Raw genomic sequence first — 18,834 nt, forward strand, 5'->3', positions numbered from 1 at the left:
CCGTCTGCAACCAGTTCAAGCGTTTTGCGTTTGCGTCCAGCATCAGAAGAATTTTTCCCCGGGGGATCGATGAAAAAGCCAGAACCGGCGCGCGCGATCAGCGCTGACGAATGGCGCCAGATCGTCGATGGCGCGGTTGGCACGGCGATCATCACCACCGATCTCGAAGGCCGGGTGACGAGTTGGAACGAGGGCGCGTCCCGGATGCTGGGCTGGACCGCCTCTGACGTTCTGGGCGAGACGCTGGAGCGCCTGTTCCCCCCCGGAGAGGGTGCCTTGGCGCTCCGACAAGAGATGACCGACGCGCTGACCGTCGGCCGTGGCGGCGGAACGGAAGGTTGGCGCATTCGCCGCGGCGGCTCTCAGATATGGGCCGTAGGCGAAATGTCGCCGATCCGCAATCGGACCGGTGCCGTGGTCGGATTCACGAAGATTTTGCACGATCGCACGAGAAGCAGGGAAGCGCAGGAGGCGATCTCTGAAGAGCGCCGTGCGCTCGAGATACTTAATCGGGCCGGCTCCGCCCTGGCGGCCAAGACCGATCTTCAGGAACTCGTCCAGATCGTCACCGATGCGGGCGTTGAGCTGACCGGTGCCGAATTCGGCGCCTTCTTCTACAATGTCGAGAATGAGGCCGGGGAGAGCTACATGCTCTACACCCTGTCCGGTGCACCAGCCGAAGCCTTCTCCAAATTTCCGATGCCGCGCAACACATCGGTGTTCGCGCCGACCTTCTCCGGCGAAGGGATCGTTCGCTCCGACGATATAACCAGGGACCCGCGTTACGGGCAGAATGCGCCCCGCAAAGGCATGCCCGAGGGACATCTGCCCGTTCGCAGCTATCTGGCTGTGCCGGTCATTTCGCGTATCGGAGAGGTGATCGGGGGCCTGTTCTTCGGCCATGCCGATATCGGCGTCTTCGACGATCGGTCGGAACGGGGCCTGGAAGGCCTGACGGCCGAGGCGGCCGTCGCAATCGATAATGCGAGGCTGTTTCAGGCACTCGAACGCGAACTCACACAACGGCGGAAAGCGGAGAGCGAGCTCGCCGACAGCGAAGCGCGCTTGCGACTGGCCACTGAAGCGGCTGAAATCGGGACCTGGGACTACGACCCCGCATCGAACGAACTTCAATGGGACGTTAGGTGCAAGCAACTCTTCGGTTTATCCCCGGAGGCGGCAGTCACCTACGAGGGCTCCTTCATCGCAGGAATTCATCCGGACGACCGTGAGCGCGCGGATGAGGCCGTCCGACGAGCAATCGATCCCGCGGGCTTGGGCCGCTACGACATAGAATATCGCACCATCGGTATCGAGGACGGACGGCAGCGGTGGATTTCCGCGAACGGACGCGCGCTCTTCGATACCGACCAGGGAACGCGGTTTGTCGGGACCGTGATCGACATTACCGAGCGGAGGGCGACCGAGGACAGGTTGCACCAGCTTAACGAGCGGCTGGAAGAACAGGTCGAGGCCGAGATCCGCAAACGCGCGGAAGCGGAAGAGGCGCTGCGCCAGTCGCAGAAGATGGAGGCGATAGGACAACTCACCGGCGGGATCGCCCACGATTTCAATAACCTGTTGGCAGGCATCATCGGCAGCCTGGAAATCATCGAAAGGCGTCTTTCCGAAGGCCGAACGGAGGGTATTGAGCGCTTCATCAACGGTGCGCAGACCTCCGCCCGGCGCGCCGCGGCGCTGACCCAGCGGCTCCTCGCCTTCTCTCGTCGCCAGACCCTCGATCCCAAACCGACCGACGTGAACCGGTTGGCCTTCGGTATGGAAGACCTCATCGCCCGCACCGTCGGCCCGGCCATCAAGGTCGAGGTCGTCGGCGCCGCAGGCCTCTGGCCAACCAGGATCGACACCGTCCAGCTTGAAAGCGCGCTCCTCAATCTCGCCATCAACGCTCGCGACGCCATGCCCGACGGCGGCAAACTGACGATCGAGACCGCGAACAAATGGCTGGACAATCGCGCCGGGCGGGAACGCGACCTGCCGCCAGGACAGTATATCTCGGTATGCGTCACCGACACGGGGACAGGCATACCGAAAGACATCGCCGACCGAATCTTCGATCCGTTCTTCACGACCAAGCCAATCGGTCAGGGCACGGGTCTGGGTCTTTCCATGATCCATGGTTTCGTGCGGCAGTCGGGCGGCCAGGTTCGCGTCTACAGCGAGTCCGGGCAGGGAACGACGATGTGCCTCTATCTGCCCCGCTACTCCGGCGATGTCACGGACGATGCCACGGCGGTGGAATCACCGATCCCGGAAACGGGCGCCGGGGAAACCGTGCTCGTGATCGACGACGAACCGACCGTTCGCATGCTGATAGTGGAGGTGCTCGAAGAGGCTGGATATGTCGCACTTGAAGCCGAAGATGGCCCTTCAGGGTTAAAAATCCTACAGTCCGACGTCCGGGTCGATCTGCTCATCACCGATGTCGGGTTACCCGGAGGCATGAACGGCCGACAGATCGCCGACGCGGCCCGCGTTGCTCGCCCGGACCTGAAGGTGCTTTTCGTTACCGGCTTCGCGGAGAATGCCGCTGTCGGCAATGGTCATCTTGAGAGGGGCATGGAGGTTATCACCAAACCATTTGTGATGACCGAACTCGCGAACAAGATCACCGACATGGTCGAACATCGGCACCCCGGGGCCTGATTGACGTCGATTCCCGGTCGCGCTTGCCAAAGGTCATCTTGAGGTGCGTAGAATGAATAGCTGACCGTCCGAACCCGAGGGGCGAAAATGTGCCTCCGAGCGTCGTGGAAAGGTCGTCCCCGCAGCGCGCCAGCACGAACTCACAGCATTCTGGTCTCTTTTCAGTCGGATTTGCGCCTACAGAATAAAGTCGGCGGCTGCGAATTTCACACTGCCAAGGATCTCGATCTGAAAGTCAGCAATTCCGTCGCCATTCACATCGCCATACACGGATGTGCTTCCGCCTGCCTGATCGTATCGAAGCTGGCCCGCTTCTCTGCTGAACGTTTTGGTTCCGATGAATTTGAAGGCCTCGTTGGCGCTTGTTGCCACTTTTGCATCGATGCTTGCCAGCGAAATGATGTCGCCCTGCTGCCGGCTGAAATCGGTGATCCTGTCAGATGTACCAGCCCGGCTGTCACCAGCCGCGCCGAATTCGAATATGTCGGTGCCCAGACCGCCGGTCAGAATGTCGGCGCCCGCTTCGCCGGCAAGGCGATCATTGCCCGCCCCGCCGTCCAGACTGTCATTCCCTGCGCCGCCGGAGATCGTATCGGCGCCGCCGCGTCCTTCGATCCGGTCGTTGTAGATCGTGGCAAATGACTGCCCCGCGACCGTTCTGCTGGTCGAGATTATGTCGTTGCCCGCGGTCCCTATGATGGTAGCGGCTTCTGGGACGTCACTGACGGTGACGGCCAGCGTCTGGCTATCGCTCAAATGTCCGTCGCTCGCCGAGATCACGACATCGTAAACATTGTTCAGCCCCGCATCGGCAGGCGCTTCAAAATCCGGCGCGGAGTTGAAGCGAAGCGCACCGGTCGCGGGATCGATGGAAAACAGCGCAGCGTCCGCGCCGCCCGTCACGGCGTAGCTAATGGCGTCACCATCAGGATCAGCGGCGGCGATCAAAGCAGCGGCCTGCTGATTTTCATTGACGATCAGCGAGACCGCGTCTGTCCCACCAAAAGAGGTGATGCGGGCAACCTCATTGTCATTCTGCACAGCGATGGCGAAGCGTTGCGTCGCCGATAGCGATCCGTCGCTGGCCGAGACGATGACGTCATAGCTGTTGTTCCGGTCGACATCGGAGGGCGCTTCGAAGTCCGGCGCAGATTTGAAGCGAAGCGCGCCGGTCGCGGCGTCGATCGCAAACAGAGCGGCGTCCGCACCGCCCGTCACGGTATAGCTAATGGCATCGCCGTCGGGGTCGTTGGCGCGGACGTCGGCTGCCGCCTGGCCGTTTTCCTGGATGGCGAGCGAGACCGTTTCGGTGCCACCATAAGATGTGATGCGTACCGCTTCGTTCACATCCTCGACGACGATCTCTACCCGCTGCATCGCCGACAGCGTGCCGTCGCTGGCCGAAACGATGACGGTATAGAAATTGTCCTCGGCAAAATCGACCGGTGCTTCGAAATCGGGGGCGTTGACGAAAGACAGGACGCCGCTTTGCGCATCGATCGCGAACAGAGCCGCGTCGGGACCGCCGGTGATGGCGAAATGGACGGCGTCGCCGTCGACGTCGGTGGCCGTGATGGTGGTGACCGCCAGCGCATTTTCCGGGCGGGATAGCGCGACACTGGTTGAACCGCCATGCGAGGAAATGACCGGCGCTTCGTTGACATTTGTGACGCTGACGGAGAGCGTCTGCACATCGCCATACACAGCATTGCCGGCTCGTACCCGAACGCTGTAGAGATTGTCTCCGTCTCCGCCCGGATATTCGTGGTCCGGCGCGTTCGCGAAGCTGAGAATGCCGGAAAGCGGATCGATCGTGAACAGAGCGGCATCGTCGCCGCCGTCGATTGAGTAACGAATATCGGCTGGCGACCCATCGGTGGTCGCGACGACCTGCGTGACGATGGACTGATTTTCCGCCGCCATGACCGATGCAACGTCACCGCCGCCATCCGATGTGATGGTGACGGGATATTGCGGCGTGAAGACGCGTGCCTTCACCTGATCGTCATCCGCCCCCGCACCGCCGAGGTCGGTCCAGCTGACGATGAAGCCGCCCGATCCCAAGGCCGTGATGGAGGGATCAAACTGGTCTCCCGACGCCTGATTATTGACGAGCCTGGCGTCGCCTGCCGCCTGTCCGCCCGCGTCGAAGACCTGCACGAATACCGCCCTTCCCGATCCATCGCTGAGCGGGGTGCTGTTTGCCGTCCATGCTATCGCGAAGCCGCCGTCGGCGAGGCTCGCCACCTTCGGTCCGACCTGCGTGCCCGAAAAGCCGCTGGGCACTGTGATCTGGGAACCGATGCGATCGCCGCTTGCCGAAAAGAGCTGGATCCGATGGCCGCTGCCGAGCACGGCGTCGCTCTCATACCAGGCCACCGCGAAACCGCCATTGGCGAGCGTCGTCACGGAGGACTCGACCGAGGATACGCCGCTCGTTGCGGTGCTGACGATGAATTCGGACCCGACCGCGGCCCCAGAGGCGTCATAGATGCGGCCCTTGATCAGCCAGCCCGCGCCGCGATCGGTGAAGGTGACGACATAGCCGCCTCCCGACAGTGCGGTGATGGCGCTGTCCGCCTGATTGCCGTTCGACACCACATTGACCAGGCTTTCGGGCGCGATGGCGGCGCCATTCGCATCGTAGCTTCTGACATGCACGGAGAAGCCCGATATATCGCCGCCGCTCGTCCTTGTATCATGCCAGCTGATGGCGAAGCCACCGCCGTCCAGCGCGGTGACATCCGGCCGATCTGCGGAAATTCCCGCGGGACTGACGGTAAACGCGGGCGCGACGGGGGCGCCGGTTGCATCGAAGACCTGAGCCTGGACCGAGGTGAGACCTTCCCAGGTGAGGACGAACCGCCCGTCTTCGAGCCCCGTCACCGCCGGATTGATGAAGCTGGACCCGGCGACCAGCGTCATTTCCGTTCCCAGCCGCGCGCCATCGGCGCCATAGATCTGCGCCTTGAGAAAGCGGCCGGCCGTGGTGTTGAAATCGGCGTCCACCCAGACGAGAATCGCGCCGCCGCCGGCAAGGCTGGCGGCATCCGACTGCGCTTGCGTTCTGGAATAAGTCGAATTGACGTCGAACTCCGTCCCCGAAGCACCATAGATCGTCATGCCACCCCCGCCTCAGCGCATTTGTCCTTCGTCCAAATTGCACCAAGATGATCCGGGAGTCGATCCGCTACGGTTCCCCATAAGGATATGCGCCATAAAGAGACAATCCAGCGTGGATCGTATCAGCAGGTCATGGGCAAAGACGTTTCGGTCAACGGCTGCCTTTAGGCGTCAGGGCAAAATCGACCTGAATGGCGACCGCGCTTGTCGTCTCACCTGGCATCAACCGGGCCGACGCGTTGTTCACTGCCGATTGCTCGACAACCGGTGGGGGCGCAACCGGCACTGCACCGGGAAGATAGCGGTTGCCCTGCGTGCCGCCAGCATCGCGGATCGAGAGAATGCGCGCGATGGTCATTCCCGCTGCGTCGGCATAGGCCTGCGCCCGGCTATGAGCCGCCTTATACGCAGCCGTGTACGCCGAGTTGGCCGCCTTTTCCGGATCGGACATTCGAAGGTCAGGACCACTCAGCACATTGGCCCCAGCGCCTGTCACCGCGTCTATCGCAGCTGATGCACGATCAACATCGCGCACCGTGACGTTGACCACATTGCTCGCCTGATACTGGCCCTTGCGATCGCCCCAGTCCACGCGTTGAACGCTGAGCGAGCGGGTCTGGATATCCTTTTCCGCGATCCCGACCTGGTTCAGCGCGCTCACAATTTTCTCGATCATCTGGCGGTTGGCCGCGCTCGCCGCTAGCGCAGTCTTGCTCCAGCTGTTGATCCCCGCCTGGAACTGCGCCTGGTCCGGACGCGTATCGGCCTGACCTGTCGCGCTGACGGAAAGCAGCGTCTCTTCATGCCTTATGCCGCGGGGATCATATTCTCCCTGACCGCCGCAGCCGGTCAGGAAAAGGGCTCCTAACACTATATGCATTCTGGCCATGAGCAGAGTCTCCGCGGGCGAAAGGGCTTCCCGTCGCTCATGATGCGGGGGCGGAAATGAAGGAAAGCTGACGCAAACGGACGACCGGCCTGAAAAGCTCTCGTTGCATGTCTGCCGACGAGGATAGTCGACAGAGGCGCGCCGCGCAGTTCGACAGCAACCTTGGAGCGGATGCCGCGTTCTTTTTGTTTCTGGAGGACGATGGAAGAATGCGAAGCGCGGACACCTATGGCAGGCGCTTGACTATCCTCGCCCGGATCGGCTTTGCGGCACGTGGGCTGGTTTATCTGATGGTCGGTTGGTTGGCGATCGACGCGGCGTTTCATGGCGGCGAGCCCAGTGACAATCAGGGCGTGCTCGGGTCATTCGCGGACAACGCCATGGGCCGTGTCCTGCTCATTCTCTGCGCCATCGGCTTTGCCGGCTATGCCTTGTGGCGGCTTACCGAAGCGCTACTCGATCCGGAACGGAGGAGCCGCAATTTGAAGGGGAAGCTCGAACGGGCAGGATACGCGCTGAGCGGGATTGTCCATGCCATGCTTTCGATCGCGGCCGTCAATCTCGCTCTTCGCACCCCTCATTCCTCCAGCCGCAGTCCCGGCGACAGGACGGCGCAAAGCTGGTCCTCCTGGTTGCTCGATCAGCCGGGCGGGCAGGTAGTGCTGGCGGCCGCCGGGGTGGTTCTTCTCGTCGTCGCGCTCGCCCAGGCAATCAAGGCCTATCAGGGGCGTTTCGATGAGCTTGCGGGGGATGTTCCCGCGCCGCGCGAGGTGCGCTGGGCTGGCCGGCTTGGATATGCGGCGCGGGGGGTGGTCTTTACGCTAATGGCATGGTTCGTCTTTAACGCCGCGATTCACGAAAATGCGCGGGAGGCTGGCGGCCTGGGCGCGGCCCTTCGCCAATTGCGGGATCAGGAACAGGGGCCGCTGCTGCTGGGGGTCGTAGCTGCCGGACTGGTCCTGTTCGGCATCTTCAGCCTGGTCGAGGCGGCCTATCGGCATCTCAAGATCGACCTGTCGGAATGGCGCGCCGCCGCGCATACGTTGAGACGGTGACAGACGGGAAGATGCAGGGCACTGGGCATGTCACCGCCGAGCCCTAAACCTTAACCTACTTTGTCGCGCCGCATTGGACTCTCTGTAATCTGGTCGGAAAATAGAGGGGCGCGGAATGGGGGACGATGGACGGGAGGCGATCCGACACGCAATCACGGCGCAGGTGAAGATGCGGCGCAGGATGGAGCATTCGGTCGCGTCCTCGGTGTCCGATCTTTCGCTGAGCGGCTTTCGGCTTCGTACCCACATGAAATTGGCGGCAGGCTGCGACATCGCGCTCACCCTGCCGGGGCTTGAAGCCCGCTGGGCGAAAATCGTCTGGGTTCGGGGGTTCGAGGCAGGATGCCGCTTTCATGAGCCCTTGCACCCGGCAATCCTGGACGATCTCATCCGGCGGTCCATGAGAAAAGCATGATGGTGGCGGACTTTGCGGCAATGGGAACGGCAGCCGGTCAATCGGGGAGAAAGGGAGCCGCCCATGATGAGCGGCCCGATGTCTCAGGCGAGGCTATGCTTCAAGGCACTGGCGCGATCGTGGCCGGCCTTGACCGACTGGTACGCCCGTTCGACCACCGTTCGCGCGTTGGCATCCAGGCCCGCATCGCGAAGGGCGGCTTCATATTTGCCCTTGATATAATCTTCACCCCGCTCGACTTCCTGGACGATCGCCTTGTCGTCCTTGCCGGTGAATGCCTGCTTCAGATCCATGAAGCTATGGTGGGCGGCGGCGAGAAAACTGCTGTCATCTTCAGGATTGCCGCCCAGGCGCCTGACTTCCCCCTGAAGCGCGGTTGCAACTTCGCTCCGTTATCGCGCGAAGTCAGCGAACAAGGTCGAAAATTGCGTGCTCTCCGCGTCCTCCGCTACGTCCTTGAAGCCCTTCATACTGTCAAGCGTGGTTTTAATAAGGCTGTTCAAGATGCTGATCGTGCTTTCCGCGCTCATGGCCTGCTCCTTCTATGGAAAGCTTCGTAACGGTCGCCGCAACGGAAAGGTCCGCCGCACGTTGAGAATGAGCCAACGGAGATGCATCGGCCTGGAAAACCGGAGCGAGGAAGAAATCGAAGCCTTGCGCGCCGACGAACAGTGCGCGGTCGACCGAAACGCAATCGCCAGCAGCGGCGCTAAATCGAGGTAAACCTCACATATGCTCCGCAGTCATCCGAATGTCTGCCGCGTACCTGCTGCGCCAGCTCAAGCCAATCAGCGGCCGTCGGCAGAACGCCATAGCTAGTCGGATTCTCAGACAAGCGGAAGGTCCGCTGCCCGAGAGGTGAATCTGGGCGATGAAAGGCCACATAGGGCCGTTCAAAATGGCAGAGGAGCTGATGCCTCATTCAGCCGAGCGCCACCGGCGGGTCCTCAATGGGGTCAGCTAAGCTAGGACAGCAATGGTTTCTGAACGAAGCGGGGCATGCTTCAATCGCCTCGCGCTCGGCTTCAGCCCCCAGCAAACCGGCGCTGCCATAGCTTGCTTTGCAGAAGGTCCAGCAGTTCGTTTAAAGGCCGATCGTCAGGATTTTGAACCACAATGAATTATCGCCATTCCTTCCATGCTGGCAATAGCGCCGATGTCGTGAAGCACAGCCTCCTGATTGCCCTGGTGCGAGCCTTGCAGCACAAGCCGGGCGCGCTGACTCTGATCGACACCCATGCTGGCTGCGGGCTGTACGACCTTGGCGGTGACGAAGCTCAACGCACCGGCGAGGCTACGGGGGGCGTGCTGCGGGCCTTTGCCGACCCGAACCCCTTTCTGGACGACTACCGCGCCGCCGTGCAGGCGGTAAATGTGGGTGGCGAACCGCACCTTTACCCCGGCTCGCCGCAGATTCTGGCGCAGCTTTTGCGCCCGCAGGATTTTCTGATCCTCAACGAAAAGCACCCGGAAGACGCTTACACCCTCCGCGGCGTGATGCGGGGCACCAGCGCGGCCGTGCATGAACGCGACGCCTACGAGCTTTGGCTGGCTATATTGCCGCCCCGCACCGCGCGCGGCGTGGTGGTGGTCGACCCGCCCTACGAGCAGCCGGACGAACGCGCGCGCATCACCGCCACCCTCGCCGCCGCTCACCGCAAATGGGCGCATGGCGTGACGGTGATCTGGTATCCACTGAAAGACCGCGCCACGCATTTGCAGTGGAAGAAGCACTTACGCAAGCTCGGCATCCCGAAATTGCTGCTGGTGGAGCATTGGCTATACGATAGCGAGCAACCCGGCATTTATAACGGCGCGGGCCTCTATATCGTTAATCCACCCTACGCTTTCACGCAGACACTGCCGCCACTGTTGGAAGCTTTGCGCGCGGCGTTAGCGCCCGAAGCGGTCCGCACCTCGGGAACGCAAATTCGGTGATGAACGGCTGAGATGGGTCGCGTGCAGCCTGCCGGTTCTACGACATCAGGATGATAGGTGCCTGCAGCGCGGCGATCATTGAGAGAATCAGGTTCAGGAAGATAAAAGGATATGGGTCGAAAGCTGGACCGTAATATATCAGCACCAGCGTGTTGGGTCCGACCCACGCACCCAGCGCCACTATGAAAATGATGATGAAGGTCCAGGAACCCCCAAAGCGCGCGACCCGGTCCGCGACATGGTCACCAATGGTCTGGTCATCGTCTACCGCGCGATTGACGCTGCGCGTGACATGATGCCGATCGGCAATTGTGGAGATGACGCGCTGTTCGCGCACCGAAGCTCGGACAGCCTCCCTTCTGCAGTCGCTGCGCAAGATCTGCAACGCGTGCGTATGGTTTGCCTTCACTCATCCTATGCCACCCTGCCCATCACCCAGCGCAACCAAATCCTGTTGCAATTCATCGGAGACGCCTTGCGATCTTTCGGGTGAAACGGCAAGACGGCAGCTTTGTTTCATCGCTTATCGCGGGGATCAGGCCGCACTTCACGTCCTCAATCCCTCCGCTGTTCGAGCGGGCTGGTTTCATAAATTCCTGTTGCGCGCTGTCACTTTGCATCCTGCGCGGTTTGCTCAACAGCTCTACCAGCCGATTGCGCATCTTTTCCGGCGCCTTCGACAGTGTTGCAACTCGCAACGGCCAAGCCGCCTAGCAAAATTGCAAATCGAATATAATGTGAAATTCTCACAATAGCTCTCCATATTCATTCAGGAGGGGGTGTGCATCTTCGACGGTGCGGATCGTTATTGCCGGTTATTCCGCATATTTTCGGCCTCGGCTTTTCTCCTGGCCCGCTCTTCGGCATCGCCATGCTTCGCGGCAGCGGAGTCATTCCTTCCTTGCGCACGGGGCGTGGCTTCCCAAGGCCGCTGATCACGATTTCGCATCGCACCGGGGCTGACATTGGGGCGGTCGGGCGTCGGCACCGCCTGAGGGGTCGCGTCGCGGCGGTAAGAATTTGCCGGCTGATCCCTGTACCCGGACTCACGCCTGCCCGGCGCCATTTGCGGACGCTGCCGGTCGTTCCCCCGGCGATACCGATCCGGGGTGGTGGGCCGGGGTCCCCATTCAGGCCTGTAATTGTCGTAATAGTGGCTCTCCCAACGAGAGCGATCGGAATAGAATGGACGGCTGCGATAATGATTGTCCCAATAGTCGTCGAACCGGAACGACAACACAAGGATGCTCATATAGGGCGCAATCATGATAATCGACTGTCGCCGCCCCCGGTAATCGGCGCCCAGAAGGCGGCCGGCAACCCAGCCGCGATCCGAACGGTAGCCCACATCGCACCAACTCCAGTTATTCAGGCAGCCGTAAATATCGACCCGGCGGTTACCGGGGATGAAGCGTATGACAGGATAATCCGTGTCTGGCCCGGCCCACATCCTGACCTGCCTCAAGGTATAGCCGGTCGATGTCCGGCCATGCCGCGACCATCCTGACTGGGCTTGGGCCGCAGGAGCAAGCGACACGAGCGGCACTGCCAGTGCGGCTACAGACGCCATGAGCATGAATGCGCGCATGAAAAATATCCTTTGATGCTGGTCTGTTATCATCAATGAAGCTGAAGGCCCTCACCCTTGCGGGCTCGCCGGGAACTGTATTCACAGCCGACCGGTCAGAAACAGCAGGGCAACGATGATCAGAATAACACCGATCACCCCTATTCCGCCGTGACCAAAGCCATAGCCATAGCCGCCGAAGCGGCCACTGAAACCGCCCAGCAACAGGATGACGAGGATGATGACGAGGATAAGCCCGATGGTCATAATCTATCTCCTGCCGATCCATCCCCTCACTGCGGAGGAATCGTCAATGTTCGATCCCATGCGGTTGCTGCCTCAGCGGCAGCGGGTATCGCGATCGATCTCGCGGCCAGCAAGCGCGCCCGCACCGGCGCCAAGGATTGTACCGAGCGTTTCCGATCCACCTGGCGCGATCATATTGCCGAGTACGCCACCTGCGATTGCGCCGACGACCAGCCCTGTGCTGCCGTCCGAACGGCGGCAATAATAGCGTCCGTCCTGACCGCGATAGATGCGGTCATTCTGCGCCAGGCGGCGCTCGCCGTAGCGACGGTCCTCGCGATAATATCGATCGGCATGATATCCGCTATAATTTGGATCTGGCCGGTTATAGTCATATTGCCGCCATTCCGCGCGCGGACGACGATCATTGCCGTCGCTCATACAGCCCGTAAGCATAGCCGCAGCCATTGCCCCTGCTATGAAGATGCGCATATTTTCTCTCCAGCCTTTATTGTCTTAATCATTAGAGATGATCATATAGGACTTAAGGATATATCGTGAGTATCGGAAACTACTCACTTCATAGAGTAACGGATCAGTCCGGTGACTGACTGGAAAGTTCGATGGCACAGATGAGATCATGGAGTTTGAATGGCTTGCGCAGGATGACCGCGCCTGGTGCCAACTCCTGCACCTGATAGGGATCGCCTGTCATGAATATATGTGGCACGAAGCCCGCAAGGAGGATTTGGGCAACAGCTGAGATGCCGCTGCCTTCATACAGGTTAGCATCGACGATCATCAGATCGGGCCTGCATCGAACGGCGGCGGCTACCGCTTCCGCCTCGGTCTCGGCAAACGCGCAGACTGCGTGCCCCATGCCGCTTAGCAGATCTGCAAGGGACATTGCGATGACCGCGTCGTCTTCAACGAGCATTATCTGGAGCGGCTTCACGATGCAGCCTCCTCCCATGCGCCGCCTTCGTTGACCCATCTGGCGATATCCGCCCGCAATGCCAAAGGGCCATTGTTCGTGTCGATGGACGTGGGACGCGCTTGCCCCGCCGGGGGTTCTGCCCGACCGCATTTCACGCCATTTGGCGGGGGCCGACGATCGGCTTCAGCGTGCGGCGGAACAATCGGGGGCATTGTTCGGTCCTCCAAGCGGGCGCCTCTGGACGATCTTTGGGTCTACCAGATGTACTGCGCGCGCACGAGCGGTCCAATTCAGAGGCTTGCTACCGATCTTACAGAGATATCACCAGACCGATCAGGGTCGGAAATTACTCAAATCTCACATATGCCATATCGATTGGGCGTAAAGGGTTGCGCTGGCCGCCGTGCTATAATCCGATCCATGGCAGCATTTACTCCCGAGTCGGGTGTCGACCAACGACACCGCGGCATCTCGGTCGAAGGGCATGCGACTCCGTCAGTCACCGAACGGCCTTCGCCAGCGCGCGCGCTGCTGAGTAGCCCCTGTTTTCCCATCGTCGCCATAGGGGCCTCGGCCGGTGGGCTCGAAGCCGCCACCAAACTCGTCGCCGGATTGCCCGCCCATTCCGGCATGGCATTCATTCTGGTCCAGCACCTCGCCCCGACGCATGAGAGCATGATGGTAGAACTGCTCGCCGAACATAGCGCGATGAACGTCGTCCAGGCGAGCGACGGCGCGCTGCTTGAGCCCGATTGCCTCTATGTCATTCCGCCTGGGCGCTATCTTTCGGTACGCTCCGGTGCGCTTCATCTGTCTTTGCCCCAGGCTCGGCACGGCGCGCGTCTTCCCTTCGATTTCCTGATCAAATCGCTGGCGCAGGATTGCGGTCCACGCACCGCCTGTCTGATCCTTTCCGGCACGGGCGCGGACGGAAGCGTCGGCCTGCCTGTACTCAAGGAAAAGGGCGGCTTCATCATCGCGCAGGACCCGGACGAAGCGGACTATGACGGTATGCCGCGCAGTGCCATTCTCACGGGCAAGGTCGATGCGGTGCTTCCTGTGGGGCGGATGCCGGAGGCGCTTGCGAAATTCGGCCAACGGGTCGCCGCTTTGCCCGATCGGCTGGGATCGGCGGACCGGCAACCGGAATCGGCCAGCTTGCCCGATGTCATCGACTTTCTCCGGCAGACGACCGCGCATGATTTCCGGCTGTACAAGCGTGGCACGCTGGAACGGCGGATCGAGCGGCGGATCGGCCTTGCCCCGATCGAGGCGAAGAATATGCACAGCTATTTGCAGCTGTTGCGGAATGACCCGCGGGAGCGGGACCAACTCGCCAAGGACCTGCTTATCAACGTCACCCGCTTCTTTCGTGATCCGCAGGTCTTCACGACCTTGGGCAGGACGATCATTCCAGACCTCATCCGGGGATTGAAAGAGCATCAGGCGCTGCGAATATGGGTGCCGGGTTGCAGCACGGGGGAGGAAGCCTATTCCATTGCAATGGTTTGCCGTGACGCCATCACGGCTGCCAAGCGCGATATCAAGCTCCAGCTATTTGCCTCCGACGTTGAGCCGGATGCCATCGCTGCGGCCCGCGAAGCGCTTTATCCCGAAACCATCGCGGAGGACGTGCCGCCCGACCAGTTGGCCCGATTTTTCAAAAAGGAGGATGGCGGCGGCTATCGCGTCGTTCCCGACCTGCGGGGCGACGTCATATTCACGGTCCAGGATCTGCTGGCAGACCCGCCTTTTTCGCGGATCGACCTGATATCGTGCCGGAACCTGCTGATCTATTTGAACCCCGAAGCGCAGTCGAAGGCCGTCGCGCTGTTTCATTTCGCCCTGCGCGAACAGGGGATATTGTTCCTCGGGCCTTCGGATGCCGCCGGCAATATCGACGACCGCTTCGAACTGATCGCGAAGACCGAGAAAATCTATCGGCATATCGCGCGGAGCCGACCCGGCGATGCGGGCTTTCCGTTGAGTTTCGACGAGAGCATTCCCACATTTTCTGCGTCAATCGGTCCCCCACTGACGTCGCGGCAAACCACGCTTGCTGATCTATGTCGTCAGGCCGTGCTCAAAACGCATGCGCCGGCCGCCGTGCTGATCAATCGTCAACGCCAATGCCTTTATTCGCTTGGCCCCACGGACCGTTATCTGCGCGTGGCGCCTGGTTATCCCTCGCATGACCTGCTGGCGATGGCGACGCCGGCCTTACGGACGAAGCTGAGGCTCGCGATTGAACAGACCGGGAATGATAGGCCGCGGGTCAGCGCCGGACGCAGCAGACTGAACCGCGATGGCGCGACGATCTGGTTTGACATCGATGTCCAGTTTTTGACGCATGAGGGTGAGGAGCTGTTGCTCGTCTGCTTCATCGAAGAGACCAGCCGGGACCGCATGCCGGGTTCGACCCTGGCGCGTGTCGATCGGTCCCGCATCGCCGATCTGGAACGCGAACTGGAAGAAACCCAGGCCGAATTGCAGAATGCGCTTCAGAATCTGGAAATGTCGACCCAGGAACAGAAAGCCATCAATGAGGAGGCCTTGTCCGTCAACGAGGAGTTCCAGTCGACCAACGAAGAATTGCTGACATCCAAGGAGGAGTTGCAATCCCTTAACGAGGAGTTGACAGCGCTGAACTCCCAGCTCCAGGAAACGCTTGACCGTCAGCGGACGACCGCCGACGATTTGCAGAACGTGCTTTACAGTACGAATGTGGCGACACTGTTCCTTGATCGTGAACTCAGGATTCGCTTTTTCACGCCCGCAACCAGATCCATTTTCAATGTCATCCCCGGCGACGTTGGCCGCCCGCTCGCTGACCTCCATGCGCTCGCGACGGATGAAGATCTGCTCCCCGATGCCCAGGCGGTCCTGGCGGGCAAGGATGCCATTGAACGCGAAATCGGCGCGAAGAACGGTGTCTGGTTCGTGCGGCGCATTCTTCCCTATCTTGCCCATGACAATCGGGTCGAAGGCGTCGTCATTACCTTCGTCGATATCACCGAGCGCAAGCTGGCCGTATCGGCCGTGGACACGGCGAGGCAGGAGGCTGAACGGGCGAACCTCGCAAAATCGAGCTTTCTGGCGGCGGCAAGCCACGACCTGCGGCAGCCGCTGCAATCGCTGACACTGCTACAGGCGCTTCTGGCGCAGATGGTTGAAGGAGAGGATGCCCAGAAACTGATCGCCCGGTTCGATCAGACCGTCGGCGCGATGTCGGGCATGCTCAACGCTTTGCTCGACATCAACCAGATCGAAGCTGGCGTCATCACGGCGAGGCCCGTCGCCTTCCCGATCATGGAATTGCTCGACCGGCTTCGGGACGAATTCACCTATCTGGCGGAGGCAAGGCACTTGTCTCTGCGTGTCCAGCCGAGTTCTGCAATAATCGAAAGCGACCCACGCCTGCTGGAACAGATGCTTCGAAATCTACTTGCCAATGCCATAAAATATACCAAGCGAGGTCGCATAGTGCTGGGCTGCCGGCGGAATGGCGGTGGGCTGCGCATAGAAGTCTGGGATAGCGGGATCGGTATACCGGGGGACCAGCTCCATGCGATCTTCGATGAATTTCATCAGGTCGGCAATGCCGCGCGGGAGCGCAGTCATGGCCTCGGCCTCGGCCTGTCGATTGTCCAGCGCCTTTCGGCATTGCTGGGCCATGAGGTGCAAGTCCGGTCAATGCCGGGCAAAGGGTCCTTTTTTTCGATCGGTGTCAGGCAAGGTACCGGCAGGTCGCACCCCGCGCTGATCCCCGAAAGGGACGGGCATGATGCCGAACAAACGGCCCGATCGGGTTGCGCGATCATCCTTGTTGAAGATGATCCCGACGTCCTCGACCTGCTCGCACAACTGCTCAAGGCTGAAGGGCATATCGTCAGGATCGCATCGGACGGAAACGCCGCCGTGAAGCTGGTGTCTGGCGGAGCGATTCGGCCAGACATCATCCTGGCCGACTATAATCTTCCAAACGGCATGAACGGTCTGCAATTACTGGCGAAGCTTCGCAATCTGCTTCATCATCCCGTGCCCGGTATCATCCTGACCGGCGACATATCGACGGCTTCCCTTGCGGAGATCGCGCTTCAGGATTGTGTGCAACTGAGCAAGCCGGTGCAGGCGCGCGAACTTGCTGCGGTGATTGAGCAGCTCTTGCCGGACAGTGCGCCACATGGCGCCTCGATAGACGGGATTCCTGGCGCCGATCCGGTTTCCACGGTGTTCGTCGTGGATGACGACCCGGAAATTTGTACGTCCCTTCGCGACGTACTAGAAGCCGACGGCCACCATGTCGAGGCTTTTGGAAGCCCGGAGGCGTTTCTCGCCGGATATCTGCCGGGAGGCGAGGGATGCCTGCTGATCGACGCCAACCTGCCCGGGATGAGCGGTATCGCACTTTTGGAAAAGCTTCGGGACGGGGGCGACCGATTGCCGGCGATCATCATTACGGGCAGCGGCGAAATCGGACTGGCGGTCCAGGCGATGAAAGCGGGTGCCTGCGATTTCATCGAAAAGCCGGTCGGACGCGCGGCACTGCTCGCCAGCATTGGCGGGGCGCTCGAACAGTCTCATGATGCCGGAAAATCATCCGGGGTCCAGGAAGCCACGTCACGCCGGATCGCTGCTCTGACCAAGCGGCAGCATCAAATAATGGACATGGTGCTTTTAGGGCATCCGAGCAAGAATATCGCGGCGGATTTGGGCATCAGCCAGCGTACCGTAGAAAATCACCGGGCATCGATCATGCGCAAAATGGGGGCAAGGTCGCTTCCTGAACTGGCCCGTCTGGCATTTGCGTTGCCATCGGTAGTTTCCTGATCTGACCGGGCGTGCGGCCAAGGAACTGCTTGATTTCCCTGATGGAATGAGACTGGTCATAAAAACTGTCGTAGCAAAGCCCGTTCCGGTCCTGACCATCGCGTGCGATCTGCGCGGCAAAGCGGAGTGCCCGATATTTGCGCGCCAGATATTGGGGCGGTGCACCATAGAGGCGGTTGGTCAGCCGCGCCACTTGCCGTTCCGACAGACCGGTCGCGTCCCGAAGATTCCGCACTTGCGGCGATGTCTCGCTGGTCAGCCAGTCATCAACCGCAGCGACAAACGCCCTTATCGCGGGACGCACCGCTGCGGTTGCGGGCAGCGGTTTAGTTCCCGGTTTGGGAATGAGGCGCGGCCACGGGTTTCGATTCCGGTGACTCGCGTTGACGTAGAAAGACCGAAAGTATGACGAGGACGGCGGTGGACAAGAACTCACTCTGCCAGTTCTGGAAGGATTCAAACCAAAGCTGCGGATCAGCGAGATGATTGAATGCCGTCGGGGCGATTTCGCCATGTTCGGCGGCATCCCGCGCGGCGGCATGCGCGCTCTGGAGCCAGTGACCAAAGAAGGACAAAAGGAACAGCAGGGTAAGAGCGATCCCTAAGGAGCGCGCATAAAGAGCACGCCACAATCGCCCCCACCGCAAAATCCCCGGGGCGCCAGGCTTGCGCGCGTGAAGGTCGAGATCGGCATCGCGTGGCGGGCTGCCGGGGTCCATTGATTCTGCCGACCCGCGTTGATAGAATACCGCCGTCAGAATGACATAGGCAGACATTTGCAGGAATTCGCTTTCCCAATTCTCAAAGACGCTGGACAGGAATTCGGGGCTGCCTGCATATGCGAGCAGGCTCTCAGCCAAGGAGCCATGTCGCGCTGCATCCTCCATCTCCACGCGCCATCCCGTCAGCCATTGGCCGAGGATACTGAGGGAGAAGCAAAGCAGCAGCAGCAGGGTTAGGCCATTGTTTCGCAGCCAGCGCATGAGCATATCCTCGATTTGTTTAGCGGCGAAACGCACGCGGCTGCCTTCGTGCTCCGACTGTGGCGCCGTTAATGAATTTCCGGTGCGCGCTGAGCCGCGCGTGGGCTCATTGATTGCGTGCCTTCTGCGATATCGCTCGGCTGGCTCGCCCGACCGTCATGATTCGGTGGCTCTCGCCGTTGTG

Annotated in this window: 16 protein-coding genes and 1 pseudogene; 6 read left to right on the forward strand and 11 right to left on the reverse strand. The window is 60.8% G+C overall.

Features of this window, described 5'->3' with window-relative positions; translation table 11 throughout:
* Positions 1-69 precede the first annotated feature (69 nt).
* Positions 70-2,667 carry a PAS domain S-box protein gene (locus tag HUK72_RS26070; RefSeq protein WP_176599357.1) on the forward strand — a complete coding sequence of 866 codons (2,598 nt, stop codon included), beginning with the start codon at positions 70-72 and terminating at the stop codon, positions 2,665-2,667.
* A 177-nt stretch (positions 2,668-2,844) separates the two neighbouring features.
* On the opposite strand, the gene HUK72_RS26075 is transcribed toward HUK72_RS26070, so the two are convergent.
* Together HUK72_RS26075 and HUK72_RS26080 are read right to left on the reverse strand one after the other, a co-directional pair.
* Positions 2,845-5,790: a hypothetical protein gene (locus HUK72_RS26075; RefSeq protein ID WP_176599358.1), complete on the reverse strand. Its 2,946-nt coding sequence runs from the start codon at positions 5,788-5,790 to the stop codon at positions 2,845-2,847.
* Positions 5,791-5,941: 151 nt separating this feature from the next.
* Positions 5,942-6,670, reverse strand: coding sequence for an SIMPL domain-containing protein (locus HUK72_RS26080; RefSeq protein ID WP_369806074.1), 729 nt, complete (start codon positions 6,668-6,670; stop codon positions 5,942-5,944).
* A gap of 218 nt (positions 6,671-6,888) precedes the next feature.
* Between HUK72_RS26080 and HUK72_RS26085 the strand changes: the two genes are divergently transcribed.
* Positions 6,889-7,734 (forward strand): DUF1206 domain-containing protein, encoded by an 846-nt coding sequence (locus tag HUK72_RS26085; protein ID WP_176599360.1) that lies wholly within the window; start codon positions 6,889-6,891, stop codon positions 7,732-7,734.
* Positions 7,735-7,849: 115 nt separating this feature from the next.
* A complete protein-coding gene (locus HUK72_RS26090) occupies positions 7,850-8,149 on the forward strand; it encodes a PilZ domain-containing protein (RefSeq protein WP_176599361.1) in 300 nt (99 codons plus the stop codon).
* An 83-nt stretch (positions 8,150-8,232) separates the two neighbouring features.
* Here the strand turns inward: HUK72_RS26090 and HUK72_RS26095 are convergent.
* Positions 8,233-8,679 (reverse strand): annotated as a pseudogene (locus HUK72_RS26095) (PA2169 family four-helix-bundle protein).
* Between HUK72_RS26095 and HUK72_RS26100 the strand changes: the two are divergent.
* Both HUK72_RS26100 and HUK72_RS26105 read left to right on the forward strand, forming a co-directional pair.
* Positions 8,654-8,872, forward strand: coding sequence for a hypothetical protein (locus HUK72_RS26100; protein WP_176599362.1), 219 nt, complete (start codon positions 8,654-8,656; stop codon positions 8,870-8,872). The pseudogene HUK72_RS26095 and the gene HUK72_RS26100 sit on opposite strands and share 26 nt — an antisense overlap.
* A 393-nt stretch (positions 8,873-9,265) precedes the next feature.
* A complete protein-coding gene (locus tag HUK72_RS26105) occupies positions 9,266-10,087 on the forward strand; it encodes a 23S rRNA (adenine(2030)-N(6))-methyltransferase RlmJ (protein ID WP_176599363.1) in 822 nt (273 codons plus the stop codon).
* A gap of 37 nt (positions 10,088-10,124) precedes the next feature.
* Here HUK72_RS26105 and HUK72_RS26110 read toward each other — a convergent pair whose 3' ends face one another.
* From HUK72_RS26110 to HUK72_RS26135, 6 genes are all read right to left on the reverse strand, one after another.
* Positions 10,125-10,496, reverse strand: coding sequence for a DUF1003 domain-containing protein (locus HUK72_RS26110; RefSeq protein ID WP_176599364.1), 372 nt, complete (start codon positions 10,494-10,496; stop codon positions 10,125-10,127).
* A gap of 200 nt (positions 10,497-10,696) precedes the next feature.
* Positions 10,697-10,831, reverse strand: a complete 135-nt coding sequence (locus HUK72_RS26115; protein ID WP_176599484.1) for an entericidin A/B family lipoprotein — start codon at positions 10,829-10,831, stop codon at positions 10,697-10,699.
* A gap of 61 nt (positions 10,832-10,892) precedes the next feature.
* Positions 10,893-11,675, reverse strand: coding sequence for an SH3 domain-containing protein (locus tag HUK72_RS26120; protein WP_176599365.1), 783 nt, complete (start codon positions 11,673-11,675; stop codon positions 10,893-10,895).
* Positions 11,676-11,756: 81 nt separating this feature from the next.
* On the reverse strand, positions 11,757-11,921 hold the full coding sequence (locus HUK72_RS26125) for a DUF3309 family protein (RefSeq protein WP_176594413.1): 165 nt from the start codon (positions 11,919-11,921) through the stop codon (positions 11,757-11,759).
* A gap of 72 nt (positions 11,922-11,993) precedes the next feature.
* On the reverse strand, positions 11,994-12,392 hold the full coding sequence (locus tag HUK72_RS26130; RefSeq protein WP_176599366.1) for a glycine zipper 2TM domain-containing protein: 399 nt from the start codon (positions 12,390-12,392) through the stop codon (positions 11,994-11,996).
* A gap of 103 nt (positions 12,393-12,495) precedes the next feature.
* A complete protein-coding gene (locus tag HUK72_RS26135) occupies positions 12,496-12,855 on the reverse strand; it encodes a response regulator (RefSeq protein ID WP_336953247.1) in 360 nt (119 codons plus the stop codon).
* A gap of 402 nt (positions 12,856-13,257) precedes the next feature.
* On the opposite strand from HUK72_RS26135, the gene HUK72_RS26140 reads away from it, so the two are divergent.
* The gene (locus tag HUK72_RS26140) at positions 13,258-17,667 is read left to right on the forward strand and encodes a chemotaxis protein CheB (protein ID WP_176599367.1); all 4,410 of its coding nucleotides are present in this window, start codon (positions 13,258-13,260) and stop codon (positions 17,665-17,667) included.
* Here HUK72_RS26140 and HUK72_RS27765 read toward each other — a convergent pair.
* The gene (locus tag HUK72_RS27765) at positions 17,591-18,103 is read right to left on the reverse strand and encodes a helix-turn-helix domain-containing protein (RefSeq protein WP_369806075.1); all 513 of its coding nucleotides are present in this window, start codon (positions 18,101-18,103) and stop codon (positions 17,591-17,593) included. The genes HUK72_RS26140 and HUK72_RS27765 overlap by 77 nt on opposite strands.
* Positions 17,994-18,686, reverse strand: a complete 693-nt coding sequence (locus tag HUK72_RS26150) for a DUF6766 family protein (RefSeq protein ID WP_336953245.1) — start codon at positions 18,684-18,686, stop codon at positions 17,994-17,996. Before HUK72_RS26150 ends, HUK72_RS27765 begins: the two co-directional genes overlap by 110 nt.
* Positions 18,687-18,834 lie beyond the last annotated feature (148 nt).

The organism is Sphingobium sp. 15-1 (assembly GCF_013375535.1).
Taxonomy (GTDB): Bacteria; Pseudomonadota; Alphaproteobacteria; order Sphingomonadales; family Sphingomonadaceae; genus Sphingobium; species Sphingobium aromaticivastans.